Below are 22,145 nucleotides of genomic sequence, written 5' to 3'. Positions count from 1 at the left end.
ATACTTTAAAAGATTATTTTTTTATATTAAGATAAATGATAATCGTTTAATAAAAAAAATAGAAAATGTCTCCTCAAATAATAGAGTTATTAATTTTTGCCATTATTGCCTTTTACATTATTAATAAATTAATTACGACTCTCGGTTCTACCTCAGAAGAGGAACAGATAAAGAATAAATCTTATTTTGGCGAACCTATGATTAAGGATGTAACTTACAGTACAGTTAAAGCTAATAAAATAGCAGAAAAAAATATTTCAAGAGTCCAAGATATTAAAGTTTTTAAAGATATAATAGTCGAGCATAATATCAATGCGGTTGTAGATGGAATGGAACAAATACATAAACGCCTTTATTCCTTTGATCCAGTTAAATTTATAAATAATGCCAAAACTGCTTTCCAAATGATTATAGAGGCTGCTTATAAAAAAGATATTAAAGAATTAACTGAGCTTATAGACAAAAGATACTTAGAAGAATTTGAAAAAATTACACCGTCATATGGCGATTTTTTTGACTCATCAGCTTTAAGTGCAAAATATTCAGAAATTTATATGTTTGGTAATAACATATTTATTAAGTTGCTATTTCAAGGCAAAAACGTAGTTGACAAAATTGAAAATTTACAAGAAGAATGGACATTTACACGTAATGCTAACACCAAAGAAGTTGATTGGTTTTTAAGCAATATTGAGAGAGTATAATTTTCTGTAGCTTAACCACATTGTTTTCAATCTGTGACATTAGATCCTGAGATTAAGTTTCGAGAATGACTAGCTATTGCAAACTCTCTTCTTTACAGTTTACAAATTAATTCTTATACTAAGATTTTATTATTTAAAAAATTATTTAAAATGAATATTCATGAATATCAAGCAAAAGAGATTTTAAGAAAATATGGCGTACCTACGTCCACCGGATTAGTTGTTACTAAAACTGAAAAGATTAATGAAGCTATAGATAAATTAAACACGAAAGTATATGTAGTTAAAGCACAAATCCATGCAGGAGGTAGAGGTAAAGCAGGCGGAGTTAAAGTCGTAAAAAGTAAAGAAGAAGCCAAAAAAGTGGCTCATGATATGTTTGGTATTAATTTAGTAACGCATCAAACAGGACCTCAAGGACAAAAAGTAAATCATCTTTATATCGAATCAGGCTGTGATATTTTAAAAGAATATTATTTTAGTATCGTATTTGATAGATCGGCTAGCTGTATTACTTTCATAGCTTCTACTGAAGGTGGTGTTGATATTGAAGCAGTAGCAGAAAAAATGCCGGAAAAAATTATTAAATTTGCAGTTGATCCTGCAACTGGTTTACAAGATTTTCATATGAGAGGCATAGCGTATGGGTTAGGATTCAAGGATAGCCAAGCTAAACAGATGAAAGAAATAGTAAAATCAGTCTATAATGCTTTTATTGAAACTGATGCAACACAAATTGAAATTAACCCGTTAATTATAAATAGCTATAAAAACTTATTGGCCTTAGATGCAAAAATCACTTTTGATGATAATGGCTTATTTAAACATCCAAATATTACTGCAATGCGTGATCATGATGAAGAAGATCCGCTAGAAACGCGAGCAGCGAATGCAGGACTTAGTTATGTAAAAATGGACGGTAATATTGGTTGTATGGTTAATGGTGCTGGTCTTGCAATGGCGACTATGGATATTATTAAGCTTTACGGTGCTTCACCTGCAAATTTCTTAGATGTAGGCGGTGGCGCAGACCGTGAGCGTGTAAAAGAAGCATTAAAAATAATTCTATCAGATAAAGAAGTAAAAGGAATTTTAGTTAATATTTTTGGCGGTATTATGCGTTGTGATATTATAGCAGAAGGAATTATTGCCGCTGCAAGAGACATAGGTATAACAGTACCATTAGTAGTTCGCTTAGCAGGTACAAACGTTGAAAAAGGTAAAGAAATTTTGTCAAATTCCAATTTAAAAATAATACCAGCACATGATTTAGCAGATGCAGCAAATAAGATAGTTGAAGCTATACGGTAAATACGCTATTGCAAGTAAATGTGGTTATATAACTCAGAAAAAACCAATTTAGTGTACACTGCAGTATTTAAAAGTAAATTTCATGATTAAGTTAATCAGTAACATCAAAGTAAAATAAACAATAAAAATTATTTCACATGGCAATATTAATAAATAAAAAAACAAAAGTTATATGTCAGGGTTTTACAGGATCACAAGGCACTTTTCATTCTGAACAAGCTATAGCTTATGGTACTAATATGGTTGGCGGTGTGACCCCAGGGAAAGGAGGACATACGCACCTTAATTTACCTGTATACAACACAGTACATGAAGCAAAAGCAAAAACTGATGCGAATGCAAGCGTTATATATGTCCCGCCTGGATTTGCTGCTGATTCGATATTAGAAGCAATCGATGCTAAAATTGAAGTAGTAGTGTGTATAACAGAAGGCATTCCAGTGCTTGATATGGTAAAAGTAAAACGTGCTTTAATCGGTTCTAAAACGAGATTAATCGGTCCTAATTGTCCTGGGGTTATTACACCAGGTGAATGTAAAATCGGCATTATGCCTGGACATATTCATAAAACAGGCATTATAGGTATAGTTTCAAGATCAGGTACTCTAACTTATGAAGCAGTTGCACAGACAACTGCAGTAGGACTTGGACAATCTACATGTATCGGTATAGGTGGTGATCCTGTTAATGGCACTAGTTTTGTTGAGTGTATTGAGATGTTTTTGCAAGATGATGAAACAAAAGCAATTATTATGATTGGTGAAATTGGTGGTAACGCCGAAGAAGATGCGGCTGATTTTATTAAACAATCTAAAATCAAAAAACCTATTGTTAGCTTTATTGCAGGTATTACAGCACCTTCAGATAAAAGAATGGGCCATGCCGGAGCCATTATTTCTGGCGGCAAAGGGAGTGCAAAAGATAAGCTTGAAGCACTACAAAGCGCTGGAGTTACTATCACTAAATCACCTGCTGATATTGGTAAAACGATGTTAGATTTACTAAATAAAATCTAGAATAAAATAAATTTACTAACTCAATATTAAATAATAAATAGTTGACTTTATAAGTAATTTGAAAAACTTAAACTATTTATTATTAGTGTGGTTTATTAATTTTGATTTCAAATTTCTGCTTTGTACTTGTAATAAGGGCTAACATTCTAATATAATGCTATATTAGAAAATATCTTTTCATGACGATAAAAATCTAATGCTAAATTAGCTTAGCTCCATTATGATGTTGTATAAATTGTAAAATTCTTAAAAAGAAGATAGAAAAATTTTAGTAACAATGTTAGGGCAAGCAAGAGGTAATTTCTATAAAAGATTTATCATGCATAACCCACGTATAACCAAATTTAAATTTTCCAATAATTTTATATATTTACTTAATATTAACATTATTTGTTTAGATGGCGACCCGTACTGGATTACAGGATTACATCGATTGAGTTTTACAAGTCTATCTGGCAAGAAGACGCAATACTTTTGAAAAGATACAAATTTATAGTGTTTAAGAAAACTTATTATCCATAATTTCTTTAACTAAATTTAATAATTGCGGTAAATCTATTAATCCATGTATTAATTTTGAATCGATTATATACGTAGGTACGCCTTGCATTCTAAGACTTCTAGCGATTTTTATATTTTGAGTAATTAAATCTTTAATCTCATTACTATCAGCAATTTTTTCAATTTCTGTGGAATTTAATCCATGCTCGATTAATAACTCTTTTATGGATTCCTGAGAAGCAGTTCTGATCTTTATTAATGCATCATGAATAACTTTAAATTTATTAGGATTAACCTTATAAACTGCCAACACTATTCTTGCAAGATATTCTGAAGCATCGCCAAGTATAGGGAGTGGTCTTAATACAACTTTAACTTTTTGATCATTTTGTAATAATTCATTTATAGAAATATCACCTTTTTTACAAAAAGAACAATTATAATCATAAAAAGCAATTATTGTTATATCACCGTTTTGATTCCCTATAACAGGAAAGTTTGCGCTATTTTCAATAGTCGATTTATTAGCTTTGAGATAATTATTAATTTTAGTCTCGTTTTCATGTATTTTACGCTTTTGCAAACCTTCTATTGATTCTATTATTATTTCTGGTGTTTTCAGTAAATAATCTTTGATTATTTCTTGTATTCTTGCCTCTTCACATTTTTTTGCATCTTCGCTTTGTTTAACCTCAACAAAAATTGAATTTGTAGAATAAGTTTTTATTGTTTTAACAACAAATAAAACTCCTATAATAACTACAAATATAACCAATATTTTACCTATAATATGCTTCATAAATATCCTTTTAATTTAATATGAATAAAAAGTAGAAGATCTCAAAAAAAAATAATAAGTTTGCACTGTGCTGAGATGTACCAGTTACTAATATGTGTAAGTACTACAACTCTTTCCACATGACGGAACTGCACCTAGTATAACTTATTTCTGTCTTATTAACCTGCTCTGATCTTTTTTCCAATCTTTTTCTTTAATTGTAGCTCTTTTATCGTATAACTTCTTACCTTTAGCGATGCCAAGCTCAACTTTTACTTTATTATTTTTATTAAAATACATAGAAAGCGCAACTAGCGTATAGCCTTTTATTCTAATTTTACCAATAATTTTCTTGATCTCTTTAGTATGTAATAATAATTTACGTGGTCTACGAGTAGAATGATTAAATCTATTTGCTTTTTCATATTCTGTAATATGGCAATTATACAAAAATACCTCATGTCCATTATCTGATGCGTAACTTTCATCTATGGAAGCTTTACCTTGACGTAGAGACTGTACTTCGCTACCCTTTAATACAATACCTGCTTCTAATATTTCTTCAATAAAATAATTGAAAATTGCTTTCTTATTCTGTGCAATAACTTTCTTATATTCTGTCATATTTTTATAGATAGTGATGTTATAATTTTTTTAATTTGTTTTTTCGCACTATCACTTGCTTCAGTTAAGGGTAATCTAATTTCATTTTCACATAAACCTAAATAATGTGCAGCATATTTTACTGGAATTGGATTAGATTCTAAAAATAATGCTTTATATAAAGGTAGTAATTTCTGATGCATCTCTAATGCACCTTGAATATCATTATTATACCACTTGTCTAATAACTCTTTACATATCTTAGGTGCAATATTAGAGGTTACGGAAATCCACCCTATTACACCTTGTGCATGAAATGCTAAAACTACTTCATCATTACCGGTTAAAATATTAAAATCCTCTTTAACTATTGCTCTAATTCGCATAGGACGCTCTAAATCTACCCCACAATCTTTTAATGCTAAAATACGCGGTAACTTGCTAAGTCTTAATATTGTCTCATCAGAAAAATCTACTCCGCTTCTAGTTGGAGCGGAATATAACATTATAGGTAAATTACACGCTTCATGTAATGCTTCAAAATGCTTATAAATTCCGTGTTGAGTCGGTTTTACATAAGATGGAGGGCTAGCCATAAAACCATCAACACCAATTTTTTTAGATGCTATTGCAAGCTCTATTGCATAAGCAGTATTATTTGAAGAACATCCACTTATTATAGGCATACGATTATTAACAATTTCTACACTAGTTTTCAGTAATAATTTATATTCTTCAAAACTTAAACTATTAGCTTCTCCTGTTGAGCCTGCAATTAATACTGCATCGACTTCATGCTTTATTTGCTGGTTTAGAATACTCTCGAAAGCATATAAGTCTAGTTTATTATTTTTAAAAGGTGTTATCAGTGCAGTAATTAAACCTTTAAATATGTTATACATAATTTTTCTTATTTTAATTGTTACGTTACTGTTATACTAAGATGTTTATATAATAATAGGAATTGATGTTATTACATGGCTTAAAAAACGATTTCGTTGTCATACTGTTGTGCTTTACAACTGGATCTAAAATAACTTTTAAAATATAATATTAGTATTTTTGATCCCATATACCTAGCCACACAACATGAAGTGACAATGCTAAAATTGCACAAATTCATGGCATTGTATCTATCCTCTAACAATACGTAAATATTCTTTTTTTAACAGATCTGCAATTTTGCAATCTTCAAAAAGAATCTTTTTATCGCCAAGATCTATAGAACTAATATTCTGTACCTCAATTGCCGTACCTGTCACAAAACACCCAGTAAAATACTCTATTTGTGCTAATTTTAAACGCTCTTCTTTTACTTCTAGACATAAATTTTTTGCAATTTCAATAATAGTCTTTCGTGTAATACCGTTTAAAAATCTATCAGCAATAGGAGTATATAATGTTGTATCTTTAACAAAAAAAATGTTTGTTGTAGTACATTCAGCAATAAACCCTTCATAATCAAGTAATAATGCATCATCATAGCCAAGAGCTTTAGCTTCTTTTTTACTCGTTATTGCCATATTATATTGAGCAGCAGATTTAGATTGTACCGGTGTGCTATCAGGCATTGCTTTACGCCATCTACTTACATGTAAATTCACCCCTTGTTCGCAAGACATTGGCATTGATGGAATACTTGCAATCAAAAAATTAGTAGACAAAGCAGGATTAGTAATATTTAGCGACTCATCTCCACACCAAATAAGCGGTCTTATATATGCATCCTTAATATTATTGTGTGTTATTAAAAATTCATGCGCTTTTATTATCTCGTCTACACTATAAGGCACTTTCAAACCTAGTGCTTCTGCTGATTGTATTAATCTTTCTGTATGTTCTTTTAGTTTAAAAACTTTTCCGTTATAAGCTCTCTCACCCTCAAATACCGATCCTGAATAATGGAGGCTATGAGTTAAAACATGAATCCTTGCAAATTGATAAGGGATTAAATCACCATTAATCCAAACATACCGACAAATTTGCTCTAGTTTTATCATTGTTATTAAGTTATATTTATATTAAATTAGAGGTTCCATCCCGTGGTGTAACCACGAGAGCAAAAAACAACTATGATATTAATAATTTTGAGCCCGTGTTCAAGCCACGAGATAAAAAATGAGTATAAATGCAACCACATATTTTAATTGTAGATGATGATAGCAGAATATTAGCACTTTTAAAGCAGTTTTTAAATAAAAATAACTTTTTAGTATCAACGGCAAACTCAGTTATAGAAGCTAAAAATCTATTAAAAACTTCTAATTATGATCTAATCATTTTAGATGTTATGTTACCTGAAATAACAGGGCTTGATTTTGCCACTACTATAAGGGATGCTGGTAATACTATTCCTATAGTTATGCTTACTGCTTTATCAGAAGCCAATGAGCGTGTTAAAGGGCTTGAAGCTGGTGCATCTGATTATATCACTAAACCTTTTGAACCAAGAGAATTATTACTGCGAATAAATAACTTAATCAATAACTATAACTTTAAGAAAGCAACAAATATAATTAAATTTGGCAATAATTTGTATAATTGCACTACAAAAGAATTTACTAAAAATAATCAAATTGTATCTCTTAGCTCTACTGAGCAAAAACTACTTGAGATATTAATAAAAAATTCCGGGAAGTCTACTAGTCGTTTTGAACTTTCAAAAATAATGGGAGGACTGAGTATGCGTTCTATAGACGTACAGATTACAAGAATAAGAAGTAAAATAGAAGATAACCCAAAAGAACCAAAATATTTAAAAACAGTGCGTAATGATGGCTATGCACTTTATATCTAAACTATTACCGAAAACATTATTTATACGGTTCATGTTTATTATCATCATTCCAATTTTAATAGGACAAATAGTTGCTATATTTTTGTTTTACGATCGTCATTGGTATAATGTTTCATATTATACTAGTACTATTATTATCAATGAAATTGAATCACTTATTAAAGAGCATAAAAATAATTCAAGAGAGAGCACACATTTATTAGAAAATTATCTTAATTTATCTTATCAGTTTCAGTTTAATAAAAAGTTATCTATAAAACAGTCTAAATTAAGTGAACCTTTAACTATATTTAAAAATATTTTAGCTACAAAGATTTATGAAAAAAATATAGTTAAACTGAATAAGGAAAATAAAATTGAAGTATTTTTAGAATTAAAAGATGGAATATTATATATTACTTTTCCTGCAAAATTATTACTTAACCCTACAGTATATATATTTGTTTTATGGATTATATCTTTAACTATTATATTACTTTCTGTTTCTATTATTTTTTCAAAAAATCAAATTAAATCAATATTAACACTTGCTGATAGTATGGATAAATTTGGTCGAGGTATTTTAAAAAGCAACAATTTCAAACCTTCAGGTGCTTTAGAAATAAGAAACGCAGGACTTGCTTTTTTAAAAATGAAAGCTCGTATTGAAAAACAAATTAATAAAAGAACTAATATGCTTGCTATGATCTCACATGACCTTAGAACTCCTTTAACAAGAATGAAATTACAACTTGAATTGATGGAAGAAAACGAAGCAATCAAAGGATTTAAACAAGATATATTAACTATGCAGCAAATGATAAATTCTTATTTAGATTTTGCTAAAGGCGAAAGTACAGAAGAATTTGAAGAAATTTTATTATTACCTTGGATTGAGCATCTTTTAAATAAATGGCCTCATATAAATATTGAATTTATAAAATCTACTAATTTAAATAAACTAGCAGTACTCATGAAACCAAATTCTTTTGAAAGAGCATTGTCTAATTTAATCGGTAACGCTATAAAATATGGGACTAAAATTGAAATTTCTGTGAAAAATAATCAATCTACCGTAACTATAATTATAGAAGATAACGGTATCGGTATAGATGATATGGAAAAACATCTTGTATTTAAACCATTTTATAGATCTGATAAAGCAAGACAACTTGATAATTCAAGCAATGTAGGACTTGGACTTGCTATCACTAAAGAAATAATAAATAATCATAAAGGTTGTATTTATTTAGAAGATAGTAAGAATTTAGGTGGACTATTGGTAAGAATAGAAATACCTAAAATATAACTTTTGTTTGCTATATTATTACGTATAGCTTGATACATAAAAAATAAATAAAAAAACATTATTTAAGTTGTTATTCTATATACCATGGTCAATCATACTATATGATACCAGGTACATTGATCTATAAAACAACATCTAAAATATACAATAATGACTACTATAAAACATTTAGCAATAATAATGGATGGTAATGCACGTTGGGCAGATCAACATAACTTAACAAAATCTGAAGGACATAAAGCAGGGGCCGATAAAATTCGTGAATTACTACCGGAATTTATTAACCTTAATATACCTTATATAACTTTATACACTTTCTCTTCGGAAAACTGGCAACGCTCAAGCTCTGAGGTAAATTTCTTAATAAAACTATTAAGTCTCTATTTAAAAAATGAATTAGATAGTTTACATGAAAACGGAGTTAAAATAAAAGTAATAGGAAGGCTTAATTTATTAAGAAGCTCATTGCAAAAACAAATAAATAATGCTATAGAATTAACACAAAATAATAATAAAATAAAACTGTGTATAGCTTTTAGTTATGGAAGCCGCCAAGAAATAGTTGATGCATGCACAAAAATTATTGCAAATGGGAAAAAACAAGTGAGCGAAAATGATATACAGCATGCTTTATATGATCCAGAAATGCCGGATGTAGATTTATTAATAAGATCTGGTGGAGTTTATCGCATCAGTAATTTTTTGCTTTGGCAAGCAGCGTATGCTGAATTATATTTCTCACAAAAATATTGGCCTGATTTTAATAAAGATGATATACATGAAGCTATAAATGATTACTCAAAAAGAAAAAGAACATTTGGCAAAAGATAAACAAAATATCTATTTAAGAATAATATCTGGTATAGTTCTAGTTTCGTTATTTGTTGTAGCCATATTATGGTTTAAGACTTTATTCTATATTCTAATGATATTAGTTGGTCTTGGAATGTTAAGTGAATGGTGTAATATGACCTCTTCTTCGATTCATTATCTATTAATTGGGTTCATTATTATTCCGATTCCTATAAGTCTATTAATATTTTTAAGTACGCAAGAGAGTAATAGATTGGTTATTATGCTTTATTTTTGCATAATTTGGTCAGTAGATACTTTTGCAATGATTGGAGGCAAAACTTTTAAAGGTACAAAGCTTGCTCCAAAAATTAGTCCTAAAAAAACTTGGACTGGTCTCATTATTGGAACAATATCAGCAGGTTTAATTGCAGTATTAGTTAGTTTAATACCATATTATCATATTGAAAATTACTATTTTTCAAACAAAATATATTTGTTTATTATTAGTTGTATACTAGCATTAATAGCTCAATCAAGTGATTTATTTATTTCATATTTTAAACGAAAATTTAATATTAAAGATAGTGGTCATATAATACCTGGTCATGGAGGAGTGCTAGACAGATTTGATAGTATTATTTTAACAGCTCCAGTATTCTTTGGTATAAATATTTATTTATGATAATACATTTTAACAAGCATTCTAAAAAAATAATTTTAAATATCTTTTTAGCGTTACTGCTTGTGTATTTTATTTTTCATTGCATATATGGCAACAAAGGTATTATTGCATATTTAAAAGTTAATAGGCAACTTGAAAAAGCGTATGATGAATTAAAAATTTTACGAGCAAAAAGAGTAGAACTTGAACATAACGTTAAATTGCTTCGAACAGAATCATTAAATAAAGATATGTTAGAAGAACAAGTAAAAAAAATTTTAGGAATAGCTGCTCCAAATGAGCAGGTCTTTACAATCAAAGATATCGCCAATCAAAGGTAGGTAGTTATTATAAAAAACTGACAAAGTAATTGTCGAATAAATCTCACAAAATATTTAGTACCACTTCTAATTTTTGTAATTAATAAAAAATAGATTAGTTAATAATAACATTATTGATTTAAAATTAAACATAATTTATGAACATAAAAATTTATCAAAACGACTTACCTAATAATTTTAAACTTGAAGGAGATATCGCGGTAGATACCGAAACGATGGGATTAAATATACATAGAGATAAACTATGTTTACTTCAATTTAGTAACGGTAACGGTGCAGCTCATCTTGTTCATTTTATAAATCAAGATTATACTGCTCCTAATCTTAAAGCGCTATTGTTAGATAAAACTAGATGCAAGATATTTCATTTTGCTAGATTTGATTTAGCATCTATAAAAAAATATTTAAGTATAGATTTAGAAAATATCTTTTGTACTAAAATTTCCTCAAAATTAGTTAGAACCTACACTGATAGCCATGGTCTTAAAGATTTATGCAGAGAATTGCTTAATATAAATATTTCAAAACAACAACAATCTTCCTATTGGGGTACTGACAATTTATCTTTAGAACAAAAAGAATATGCAGCAAAAGATGTACTTTATTTGCATCAATTAAAAGATATTTTACAAAAAATGCTATTTAGAGAAAATAGACTTGAACTTGCACATGAGATTTTTCGTTTTTTACCAACAAGAGTTAATTTAGACCTTATAGGTTGGGATCAAATCGATATCTTCACGCATTAATTTAGTAAAATGATTTATTGACTTCAAAATAAAATCATTGCTCTTTTGTTAGTAGTATAATCTTAGAAAAAAACAAAATGTTAACCATAACTCTAAGAAGAAATTGAATAATAAGAAGTAATATTAGAAAATTCACTAAACCTAGTACCTATGAAATACAAGTTACAACTCTTACTTATTAGGTAATAATATTAGAGGATTACAACGATAAAAAATAAAAATTCTTATAGCAAGAAGACATTCACATAATTACAATTTAAATAATAATATTTACAATTTTACGAGGTACGAGAATAATCTTATTAGGCTCTTTTCCTGCTAAGAATTTTTGTATCTTTGGTAAATTAACAGTAATTTGCTTTACTTCATCTTCACTTATGTCAGTATTAAATTCATAAGTATCACGTAATTTACCGTTAACCTGCACTGCCATAATATATGTGCTGAACTCAAGCATTGAGTCATCAAATTCAGCAAAAACTGATTTATATAACCGTTCTTTATTCCCAAGCTTTTGCCAAATTTCTTCTGTAATATGTGGGATAAAAGGGTTTAGTAACTGTATTAAAACATTAAAACCATACTTTATAGTTCTAACATCAATCTTATCTTTAGAGATTTCACAGTATATAGCATTAGTAAGTGTACGCATACGCGCTATTGCTCGGTTTAGGGAAAAAGTTTTTATATCATCTGCAACGTGCTTTATTGTGAAATGGATTAATCTATTAAGTTCCGTGTTAATTTCATTATTCATATCATCTTTTAAAGAAGATATTACCTCAAACATATTATCAAGTTTATGTATAAAACGTGAGCATCCTTCAATACCACTTGCTGACCATTGTAGATCTTTTTCAGGTGGACTATCGGATAATACAAAAAGTCTAATAGCATCTGCACTATATTGTTCTTGAATTGTTTCAAGATCGATTATATTTTTTTTAGATTTACTCATCTTTTCAATACGTCCCTGCACTACTCTAGTATTGGTTTCTTTATGAAAAAATTCATTACCATTTTTCACTACTTCTGCAGGATATAGCCAATTATTATTCTCATCTTTGTAAGTAGCATGCAATACCATTCCTTGGGTAAACAACCCTTTAAAAGGTTCTCGAATACTCACATAATGATGTTCGTTCATTAATTTAGTAAAAAAACGTGCATATAATAAATGCATCACCGCATGTTCTATACCTCCTATATATTTATCAACAGGAAGCCAGTAATTACAAGCTTTGCTATCAGTCATTTCTACAGCATTGTTATTACAATATCTAGTAAAATACCAAGACGATTCAAAAAAGGTATCAAAAGTATCGGTTTCACGAATAGCATGATTATCACATTTTGGACAATTAACATGTTTCCAACTAGGATGATGTTCAAGTGGGTTATAGTTATTATCAAAACTCACATCATCAGGTAAAGTAACTGGTAAATCTTTATAAGGTACTGGTACTATACCACAAGTCTCACAATAAATTATAGGAATAGGACACCCCCAAAAGCGTTGACGTGAAATCCCCCAATCTTTTAGACGATAATTTACACTGCGTTTACCTATACCTAATGTCTCAAATTTTGAGATTACTTTTTGTTTTGCTTCACTACTAGTTAAACCATTTAGCCAATCAGAATTAATTAAAACTTCCTCTTGCGTATTATCTGTTCCAATTACCTTCTTTATAGGTAAATTCATTTTCATGGCTAATTCATGATCACGTTTATCATGTGCAGGACAACCGAAAATAGCACCAGTACCGTAATCCATTAACACAAAATTCGTAATAATAACCGGCAAAATTATATTTGCATCGAAAGGATGTATAACATACAGACCTGTAAATACACCTTCTTTTTCAGATTTTTCTAGTTCACTACTTTTTGTAATATATGAGCATTTAGTTATGAAATTTGCTATTTCATCCGTCTTAAAAATTAATTGCTCTATTATCGGATGATTGAATGCAATACCTATAAAGCTAGCTCCAAAAATTGTTTCAGGCTTAGTTGAGAATACTTCTATAGTACTATTTTCATGATATTTAATCTTAAAATGGAAATTAACACCTGTTGATTTACCGATCCATTCCTCTTGCATAACACGTACTGCTTCAGGCCAATCTTTTAAATTCTGAATTTCATTTAATAATTCTTCAGCATAATTTGTGATTTTTAAAAACCACTGATTTAAGTAACGCTTTTCAATAATTGCACCTGAACGCCAACCACGACCATTTACAACTTGCTCATTCGCAAGCACAGTATTATCAACTGGATCCCAATTCACAAGCGATTCTTTTTGATAAACAAGATCTCTATCATAAAGCTCTAAAAAAAATTTCTGCTCATGTTTATAATACTGTGGATCACAGCTGTTTATCTCTCTAGTCCAATCATAAGAAAAGCCCATAGATTGAAGCTGCTTTTTCATATACTCGATATTAGAATATGTCCAATCTTGTGGGCGAGAATTATTTTGTATTGCAGCATTTTCTGCAGGTAATCCAAAAGCATCCCAACCCATTGGATGCAACACATTAAAGCCTTGCATAGTCATAAATCTAGCGATCACATCACCTATAGAATAATTACGTATGTGACCTATATGGATTTTACCAGAAGGATAAGGAAGCATTTCGAGCACATAATATTTTGGCTTACTACTATCGTTTGATACTTGAAAAGCTTTTTCTTCTTTCCAAATTTTCTGCCATTTTTGTTCTATTTTGTGCATATCTGTTGTTTAATTTATTTGTCATCATGTAGTCTCACGCTAAGTAATACAACCGTATAAAATATTACCTCACACTATTAATATATATACCTCTAGCTTTTCTTAAAATTTTATCTTCAAGCATGATAGCAAAATTTGAGGTATTTTCATTAAGGATCCATTGTTTATTTTTTAGCATTTCTTCAAATATTTTGACTTCAATTGCATCAGGACTTATTACATCATCTTTAATAAAGATATTGATTTTAAATCGAAAATTAGTATTAGAACGTGGACTATACCATTCCGTAATAATCACACCACCGTTTGAATCAACTGATGCAAGAGGAATAAAACTTATAATTTCCAATGCTGCTTGCCAGAGATATTTATTAACTGTACCTCCTACAGCTTTAGTAGATTCGTTTTTTACCCTACCAGGCCTAAAAACTAATCCACTTTCACCTGCTATAGAACCTACCTCATCCCATTTCTGTTCTTGTTCTGCTTTTGGATAATCATACGCTAAGATACTAATATTTATTACAAGAAGTATAATTACAAATAATCCGATAATTTTTTTCATAACAAATTTAATTAGAGTGCTTGATGGAAATCATAAAGGAGCTTTGATTATTAGTCAAAAATTATTTAAACTAATTGTCTGTCACGCACGCGTAGAAAAAATAAAGTTTTGTTTATTTCACTTTTGCAATTCTCACTTTTGCTGAATAACATATAAAAGATTTAATTAAGCATCAATTTAAAATCTGAAGTTCTTGTTCTTATTGTTCATTAAACATCTAAATTTGGCTTATCAAAAAATCAAAATGATCTTATAATACTTTATAAGCTATTAACTTTAAACTTTAGTATGTTCTACTGTGAGTGTTTTTTTGTAATATTTATATGATTCTGAGTTTTATAAAAATTAAACCTTAACAGGCATGATTACAAAAATATCTTTAGGATTTTGAGGAAATTTAATAAGTACTGGTGCTGAAGCTGAAATATCTGAGAAATATAATTCTACTAAATTCGATTTTACTGCTTTTAAAACATCTTCTAAGTATTGTGGATTAAAGCCTATGACTAAAGACTCATCACAATTATATTCATAGAAACTTTCTTTATCTTGTGAGGCAGTAATAATCTCTTTTGCGTTGCCTCTTGCTTCTCCGACAGCACTAATCTCTAAGGTCTTACGAGATAATGATAATTTGATCGCTCTAAATTTCTCAACGGTTATTATCGCTATCCTTTCTATACTATCTGCAAATATTTTTCGATTAATCACTAATTTTGATATGCTGCTTTTCGGAATAAAAGCACTATAATCAGGAAAAGTCCCATCTATAAGCTTTGACAGTAAAATAGTATTTTCATTACATATAAATTTAATTTTATTACTACTTAATAAAATTTCTATGTCTTCATGTATATTTTTAAGATCTTTAACTATTTTTAAAATTTCTTCTGCACTTTTTTGAGGTAATATAACTCCAAAATTCTTTATTTTTTCTTCCAATGTTATCCATGAAATTGAAAGTCTATGCCCATCAGTGCTTGCTGCAAAAAATTCTTTATCTTTTATGTGTAAATAAATACCATTTAAATTATAACGAGTTTCATCTAAAGAAATTGAAAATTTTGTTGATTCGATTATTTTAGCAAAATCCGCACAAGAAATTTTAAAGCTTACTTCAGGTTTAATACTATCCATCGCAGGAAAAGAACTAACAGGTAAAGTAAATAAATTAAATTGACAGTTTTGACCTTTGATTTCAAGTTTCATTATATCTAGTTCTGTTAATGTAAGCTCAGAATCTGGCAGTTTGCGGACTATATCACTTAGAGTTTGTGTAGAAACGGTAATTTCCCCTTCACTTAATACCTGTACTGCAATTTTTTGACTTAAGTACAAATCCATATTAGTAGAACTAAGCTCTAGATTGCCATCTTTTGCTGATAATTTTATGTTTGCATATTCAGGTATTACATTACGTTTTTCAACAACAGATCTTGCAAAACCGAGGGACTGTACTAACGTTTTCGTTTCAACGATTAATTTTAACATATTGTTATTCTCTTAATGTTCCTTGAAATTTTTGCGAAATGGATTCAACTAAATCTTGACTAAATGCATTTAAATCAGTTTCCGATAACGTTCGATCATCTGCTTGTAGTTCTATTTTAATAGATATAGATTTCTTACCTTCAGGTAATTTATCACCGCTATAAATATCAAATAACATCACTGATTTGACAAGATTTTTATTAAAATTATTTATATATGATATTATTTCACCGACTCTATGATCTTGATTAACAATAAATGAGTAATCTCTAAAATTAGCTTGAAAATCTGATACTTTTAATTCATTTCTTTTCCCAAATTTAGCTTTTATCAACGGAAGATTAGTAATATTTAGCTCGAATGCAAATATTTCTTGATTAATATCATAATATTTCAGAATTTTAGGATGTATTTGTCCAAAATGACCTAATAAATTTTTACCAAGTCTTATATTTATTGCTCTAGTTGGATGATAATATTGTGGCAATACTGTCTCATTTGCAACTATACATTTGTCTAAAGATAGTCCTGCATACTCAATTACCTGCTCTAAAGCACCTTTAATATCAAAAATATCATAGCTTCGTCCAAGCGAATGAGGATTTTTATTATTAAATGAACCACTTATAATTGCCGTCAAATAAGTTAATTCTGTATTTAAATTTATAAAACTCGGTCCAACTTCAAAAAAAGCCATATCTTTTATAGCTCGTGCTAAATTTTTACTTACTATACTTATCAAATTTGGTAACACTGTAGGACGCATATAATTTTCATCTATGCTCATAGGATTAAGTAAAAATAACTCCTCTTTTAATTCAGCAAATAATTTGGCATCTTCGCTACTCATAAAAGAGTTAGTTACTACCTCATCATAACCTTGGCTTGCTAATATCCTTTTAAAACTAGATATTCTTTTATATTCTCTTAAATTATTATTATCTTGATGCAGTTCAGGTAGTTTTATACTTTCTATTTTATCATAACCGTAAATACGAACTATTTCTTCAGCTATATCTTCTAAAATATTTATATCATGACGCCAAGAAGGGGCTATTACCTTTATAATATCACCTTTAACGTCTGTAATAAATCCAAGTTTATTTAATATAACTTCTATCTCTTTTATACTTAATTTAATTCCTGTAATTTTTTCTAAAAAATATACTGAAAAATCTAAAGGGATTTTTTGCAGCTCTTGTTCGCCAACTTTTACTACTTCTGATACTTCACAGTTGCCGCATATTGATAAAATAAGATTAGTTGCTATATCTAAAGCCTTTTCAGTAAAATTTCTATCGATATTACGTTCATTACGATACCTAGACTCCGTATCAATTTTTAATCTTCGTCCACTAGCTGCAACCAGTCTTGCATTAAAGCAAGCAGCTTCAAGTATGACATTAATAGTACTGTCATTACAACTACTTTTAGCTCCACAAATAATACCAGCAAGACCTTGAATACCACTTTCATCTTTTATAGTCAAATCATTTTCAGTAAGTAAATATTCTTTACCATTTATGGCATAAAAATTGGCTGTATCATTACTAGATTTCAAAACAGCAGTTGCAATCTCATGATTTTTGTAAGAGATTACTTTACAGTTACAATCACGACCTACGCTAAGCGCACCATATATCCTATCTGCATCATAAACATGAATAGGCTGCCCAAAGCTATAGGCAATATAATTTGTTATATCCACTAAACTGGAAATAGTTTTTATACCAACATTTTTTAATAATTGCTGCAACCAACTAGGGCTTGGTTTATTTTTTAAATTTCTTATTTCACGAAATGTAAACAAAGGACAAGCTGCTTTATCGTGCACGTTCAGCTTTATTTTAGAAAAAAATGTACTCTTTATTTCCGGCAATTCTAGTTTTTTAAGTGTCCCGAGTCCTTTTGCTGAGAGATCTCTTGCGATTCCATAAACTCCAAGTACATCACCACGATTAGGCGTAACATTAATAACAAATATAGGATCATCTAAACCGTAATATCTAGTAAAATTATCTCCAACTACGGCATATTCAGGTAACTCTATAATACCATTAGAATCTGAAGATAGTAATAATTCCTCTTCAGAGCAAAGCATACCATAGCTTTTTTCACCTCTAATAATAGATTCCTTAATCTTAAAATTACCCTTTGGTATTTCTATTCCGATATTTGCAAGTACTACTTTTATATCTGCTCTTACATTACTTGCACCACAAACTATTTGTAATATACCGTTTTTAGTCTCAACATCACAAAGCTTTAATTTATCAGCTGATGGATGAGGCTTAATGTTTCTAATATATGCCACTTCGAACTTTTGTAATTCTGTCGCCTTATCTATCACCTCTTCTACTTCAAGACCAATATCTGTGAGAGCTTCAGCAATTTCAGTCACTGAAGCTGAAATCTCTAAAAATTGTTTTAACCATGATAACGTAAATTTCATTTTGTCAGCCCTCCTGCTAAATTCGGTATATCAAAACTCTCAAAATTATAATGTTTAAGCCAACGTATATCGCCTTCAAAAAATCGTCTTAAATCTTTGATATTATATTTTAGCATTGCAAAGCGTTCTACTCCAAGACCAAACGCAAAACCTTGATACTCACTTCTATCAATACCAACATTTTTAAGCACATTTGGATGCACCATCCCACACCCAAGGACTTCAAGCCATTTATCATTTTTATTCATTCGAATATCAACCTCAGCAGAAGGTTCTGTAAATGGGAAAAAGCTAGGTCTAAAGCGTAATTCAATATTAGGATTTTCAAAAAAGCTTCTTATAAATTTTATGATAACATATTTTAAATGCCCCATATTGATATTTTTATCAATCACAAGTCCTTCTATTTGGTGAAACATCGGAGTATGCGTCATATCTGAATCTGATCTATAAGTTCTACCAGGTGCTATAAATCTAAAAGGCGGTTTGCCATTTTTCATAGCTCTAATCTGAACTGTTGAGGTGTGAGTTCGTAATAGCAGTGGTTTATCATTTTCACGACCTTTTAAATAAAAAGTATCGTGCATCTGCCTTGCTGGATGGTCATATTCAAAATTGAGAGCGGTAAAATTATGAAAATCATTTTCTATATTCGGTCCATTTTCTATGGTAAAACCAAACTGCGCAAATACTTGTATTAACTCATCCATACATTGAGTTATTGGATGAATAGAACCTTGTTTATATCTTCTTGCAGGAATGGTTAAATCAATTTTATCGGCAGCAAGTTTTAAATTCAATTCTTCTTCCTCTAAAATTTGCACTTTTGCTTTTATTATATTATGTATTTTATCTTTTAATGTATTGATTTTTAAGCCAAATTCTTTACGCTCTTGTCCATTTACTAAACTACTTAATTTTTTAAGCTCACTGGTTACTATGCCGTTTTTACCTAAAAATTCTACTTTATATTCTTGCAAATCTTTTAAATTGTGTACTAATAAGATTTTTTCCTCAGCAAGTTTTAATATTGTTTCTATATTTGCCATCATAATTATTTTTTATTTTTAGATTTTATCTAAACATTGATACAACATAACTTTGTTACATAGTTTAGTGAATCAATACAATATTAGTAATTTTTACTGTGCACAATACATGTATGTACACAACTAAATCAATACACACTTCATATATCCATTTTCTATTCCTACCAATTCCGCTTTAAATATCTGCCCTATTGCTAAATATTTATCTAGCTTTACTGGAATAAAATTCTCGGTATGAGCGACGTTATTATTCTCTATTAATAATTCCACTTTCTGCCCTATATGTTTTTTAAAGAACTCCGTTAATTGATTATAACCATCTTGTCTTAAAATTTTTGCCCTTTCTTTTCTTATATTTTTAGGTACTTGTGGCATACGTATTGCAGGCGTTCCTTCTCGTTCTGAATACGGAAAAACATGCAAATATTGTAATTCCGCTTCTAAAATTAATTTTCTTGTATTTTCAAACATTTCATTGGTTTCAGTTGGGAAACCTGCTATAATATCGGCACCAAATGATACTTCAGGTCGTATTGCTCGCAATTTTTGACAAAATTCTATTACGCTTGCTCTATTATGACGTCTTTTCATACGTTTTAAGATCATATCGTCACCTGATTGTAAGCTAATATGAAAATGCGGCATGATCCTCTTACTATAAGCTATAAGCTCAAAAAATTCATCATCTACTTCCGCTATATCTATTGAAGATAAACGAATCCTTTTTAGCTCAGGTACTAAATTTAAAACTCGTTTGATCATTTGTGCGAATGTTGGGCTTCCAGGCAAATCACTACCATAAGCTGTTACATCTACACCAGTAATCACTACTTCTTTAAAGCCTTTTAATACTAAATGTTTTACCTGTGCTACTATAGTTCCTATAGGTGTTGATCTACTTCTACCTCTGCCGTAAGGAATTATACAAAAAGTACAATTATGATCACAACCGTTTTGCACCTGAATAAAAGCACGAGATTTACCGTCAAAACTACTAACCAAATGACATGCAGTCTCTTTAACAGACATGATATCATTAACTGATATTTTTTGATCAGTGATTTGATAATAATGAGATAATAACTTCTCTTCATTACCTATAACTTTATCCACTTCCGACATATTACCGTACATTTTTGGATTTGCTTGAGCACTACAGCCGGTAACAATAATTTTTAAATCAGGATTATTTTTTTTAGCCTTCCGAATAGCTTGTCTTGCTTGTTTTTCAGCTGATTTAGTAACAGCACAAGTATTAAATATTGCTACATTATCGAGACCAGATAATTCTAAGTTTTTCCGTATTATTTCGCTTTCATAAATATTAAGTCTACAGCCAAATGTTACTATTTCTTGTCTTAAATTATTTCTCACAATAATATTCTCCACGCATTACAAAGGTTGCTTCTCCTTGCATTATTATATTACCATCTTCTTCTTGCATGATAAGATTACCGTACTTAAATACTACCGTACTTGGTGAATGGACAAACCCAAGCTTTAAACCAGCAGCAAAACTACCGCAAGCTCCACTACCGCAAGCAAGCGTTAACCCTGCTCCTCGCTCCCAAACAGATAAATAAATTTTATTATCTTTTACTTCAGCAAAATTCACATTTACTCCATCTACAAATAATTCTTTAGCCTGTAATTTTTGACCGATAATTTTTTGATCTTGCGGTTCTAATTTACTAAAAATAATTAAATGTGGATTACCTATATCAACACACATCGTTTCTTTTAAATCAAGCATATAACGCTCTGCAAATGCCCAAATTCTATCACGGCTTGGCATCCAAGTTTCATTAAAACTCACGTTTCCTACATTCACACTAATCTTATTTGCAGCTTCCACATTACATAACAATTTTTTCTTGCCTACCATTATTGTAATATCTTTCTTTCCTGTATCAAGATAAATTAACTTTGCTAAACATCGTGTAGCATTACCGCATAATTTAGCATTAGATCCGTCTATGTTGTATATAATCATTGTATAAACATTATTATACTCTTCATAAATAATACACTGATCACAACCAATACCTGTATGACGATCAGCCATATTTTTGGCTAATTGCGATAAATTGCATACAGTGGCTAAATCCCGTTTATGAACAATCACAAAATCATTACCAAGACCATGCATTTTTACAAAGTTAATTTTATTAATCATAATGATTTACATATTAGAAAATTGTATTATAACAAATTTCTTTCAATTTACTATAATGAATTTAGGATACAATATAGACTATTATGCTAATTTCATACTTCTTATCACTTCAAAATAACTATGTA

Annotated in this window: 20 protein-coding genes; 9 read left to right on the top strand and 11 right to left on the bottom strand. The window is 29.6% G+C overall.

The window, feature by feature from the left end; genetic code table 11:
• The first annotated feature begins 65 nt into the window (after nt 1-65).
• From RT_RS02105 to sucD, 3 genes are all read left to right on the top strand, one after another.
• Entirely contained in the window at nt 66-704 is a 639-nt protein-coding gene (locus RT_RS02105) for a Tim44 domain-containing protein (RefSeq protein ID WP_011190882.1), read from the top strand.
• Nucleotides 705-854: 150 nt separating this feature from the next.
• Nucleotides 855-2,015, top strand: a complete 1,161-nt coding sequence (sucC, locus tag RT_RS02100) for an ADP-forming succinate--CoA ligase subunit beta (protein ID WP_011190881.1) — start codon at nt 855-857, stop codon at nt 2,013-2,015.
• Nucleotides 2,016-2,152: 137 nt separating this feature from the next.
• On the top strand, nt 2,153-3,031 hold the full coding sequence (gene sucD, locus RT_RS02095) for a succinate--CoA ligase subunit alpha (RefSeq protein WP_011190880.1): 879 nt from the start codon (nt 2,153-2,155) through the stop codon (nt 3,029-3,031).
• A 499-nt stretch (nt 3,032-3,530) separates the two neighbouring features.
• Here the strand turns inward: sucD and RT_RS02090 are convergent, their stop codons facing one another.
• The 4 genes from RT_RS02090 to RT_RS02075 all read right to left on the bottom strand — a co-directional run bounded on the left by RT_RS02090 (nt 3,531) and on the right by RT_RS02075 (nt 6,919).
• A complete protein-coding gene (locus tag RT_RS02090; RefSeq protein ID WP_011190878.1) occupies nt 3,531-4,331 on the bottom strand; it encodes a DsbA family protein in 801 nt (266 codons plus the stop codon).
• 144 nt (nt 4,332-4,475) lie between these two features.
• Entirely contained in the window at nt 4,476-4,934 is a 459-nt protein-coding gene (gene smpB, locus RT_RS02085; RefSeq protein ID WP_011190877.1) for an SsrA-binding protein SmpB, read from the bottom strand.
• Complete coding sequence (dapA, locus tag RT_RS02080) at nt 4,931-5,815, bottom strand: 4-hydroxy-tetrahydrodipicolinate synthase (RefSeq protein WP_011190876.1); 885 nt, start codon at nt 5,813-5,815, stop codon at nt 4,931-4,933. Before dapA ends, smpB begins: the two co-directional genes overlap by 4 nt.
• Before the next feature lie 231 nt (nt 5,816-6,046).
• Nucleotides 6,047-6,919 (bottom strand): branched-chain amino acid transaminase, encoded by an 873-nt coding sequence (locus tag RT_RS02075; protein WP_044286871.1) that lies wholly within the window; start codon nt 6,917-6,919, stop codon nt 6,047-6,049.
• 122 nt (nt 6,920-7,041) lie between these two features.
• Between RT_RS02075 and RT_RS02070 the strand changes: the two genes are divergently transcribed.
• The 6 genes from RT_RS02070 to RT_RS02045 all read left to right on the top strand — a co-directional run bounded on the left by RT_RS02070 (nt 7,042) and on the right by RT_RS02045 (nt 11,544).
• Nucleotides 7,042-7,710: a response regulator transcription factor gene (locus RT_RS02070; RefSeq protein ID WP_011190874.1), complete on the top strand. Its 669-nt coding sequence runs from the start codon at nt 7,042-7,044 to the stop codon at nt 7,708-7,710.
• Entirely contained in the window at nt 7,694-8,998 is a 1,305-nt protein-coding gene (locus RT_RS02065; RefSeq protein WP_044286903.1) for a sensor histidine kinase, read from the top strand. The genes RT_RS02070 and RT_RS02065 overlap by 17 nt, the downstream gene beginning before the upstream one ends.
• Nucleotides 8,999-9,148: 150 nt before the next feature.
• Nucleotides 9,149-9,829: a polyprenyl diphosphate synthase gene (uppS, locus tag RT_RS02060; protein ID WP_011190872.1), complete on the top strand. Its 681-nt coding sequence runs from the start codon at nt 9,149-9,151 to the stop codon at nt 9,827-9,829.
• Entirely contained in the window at nt 9,789-10,475 is a 687-nt protein-coding gene (locus RT_RS02055; RefSeq protein ID WP_011190871.1) for a phosphatidate cytidylyltransferase, read from the top strand. The genes uppS and RT_RS02055 overlap by 41 nt, the downstream gene beginning before the upstream one ends.
• Nucleotides 10,472-10,795, top strand: a complete 324-nt coding sequence (locus tag RT_RS02050) for an FtsB family cell division protein (protein WP_011190870.1) — start codon at nt 10,472-10,474, stop codon at nt 10,793-10,795. The genes RT_RS02055 and RT_RS02050 overlap by 4 nt, the downstream gene beginning before the upstream one ends.
• Nucleotides 10,796-10,932: 137 nt before the next feature.
• Entirely contained in the window at nt 10,933-11,544 is a 612-nt protein-coding gene (locus tag RT_RS02045; RefSeq protein WP_011190869.1) for a ribonuclease D, read from the top strand.
• A gap of 256 nt (nt 11,545-11,800) precedes the next feature.
• On the opposite strand, the gene leuS is transcribed toward RT_RS02045, so the two are convergent.
• The 7 genes from leuS to dapF all read right to left on the bottom strand — a co-directional run bounded on the left by leuS (nt 11,801) and on the right by dapF (nt 22,020).
• Nucleotides 11,801-14,287: a leucine--tRNA ligase gene (gene leuS, locus RT_RS02040; RefSeq protein ID WP_011190868.1), complete on the bottom strand. Its 2,487-nt coding sequence runs from the start codon at nt 14,285-14,287 to the stop codon at nt 11,801-11,803.
• Between the two features lie 64 nt (nt 14,288-14,351).
• Entirely contained in the window at nt 14,352-14,852 is a 501-nt protein-coding gene (locus tag RT_RS02035; RefSeq protein WP_011190867.1) for a DUF3576 domain-containing protein, read from the bottom strand.
• Between the two features lie 345 nt (nt 14,853-15,197).
• A complete protein-coding gene (gene dnaN / locus RT_RS02030; RefSeq protein WP_011190866.1) occupies nt 15,198-16,343 on the bottom strand; it encodes a DNA polymerase III subunit beta in 1,146 nt (381 codons plus the stop codon).
• 4 nt (nt 16,344-16,347) lie between these two features.
• Nucleotides 16,348-18,795 carry a phenylalanine--tRNA ligase subunit beta gene (pheT, locus tag RT_RS02025; protein WP_011190865.1) on the bottom strand — a complete coding sequence of 816 codons (2,448 nt, stop codon included), beginning with the start codon at nt 18,793-18,795 and terminating at the stop codon, nt 16,348-16,350.
• Entirely contained in the window at nt 18,792-19,844 is a 1,053-nt protein-coding gene (gene pheS / locus RT_RS02020) for a phenylalanine--tRNA ligase subunit alpha (RefSeq protein WP_011190864.1), read from the bottom strand. The genes pheT and pheS overlap by 4 nt, the downstream gene beginning before the upstream one ends.
• Nucleotides 19,845-19,967: 123 nt before the next feature.
• Entirely contained in the window at nt 19,968-21,233 is a 1,266-nt protein-coding gene (gene mtaB, locus RT_RS02015) for a tRNA (N(6)-L-threonylcarbamoyladenosine(37)-C(2))-methylthiotransferase MtaB (protein WP_011190863.1), read from the bottom strand.
• Nucleotides 21,208-22,020, bottom strand: a complete 813-nt coding sequence (gene dapF / locus RT_RS02010) for a diaminopimelate epimerase (RefSeq protein ID WP_011190862.1) — start codon at nt 22,018-22,020, stop codon at nt 21,208-21,210. The genes mtaB and dapF overlap by 26 nt, the downstream gene beginning before the upstream one ends.
• Nucleotides 22,021-22,145: the final 125 nt, after the last annotated feature.

The organism is Rickettsia typhi str. Wilmington, assembly GCF_000008045.1.
GTDB lineage: Bacteria > Pseudomonadota > Alphaproteobacteria > Rickettsiales > Rickettsiaceae > Rickettsia > Rickettsia typhi.
This window is presented reverse-complemented; position numbering and strand designations above follow the sequence as displayed.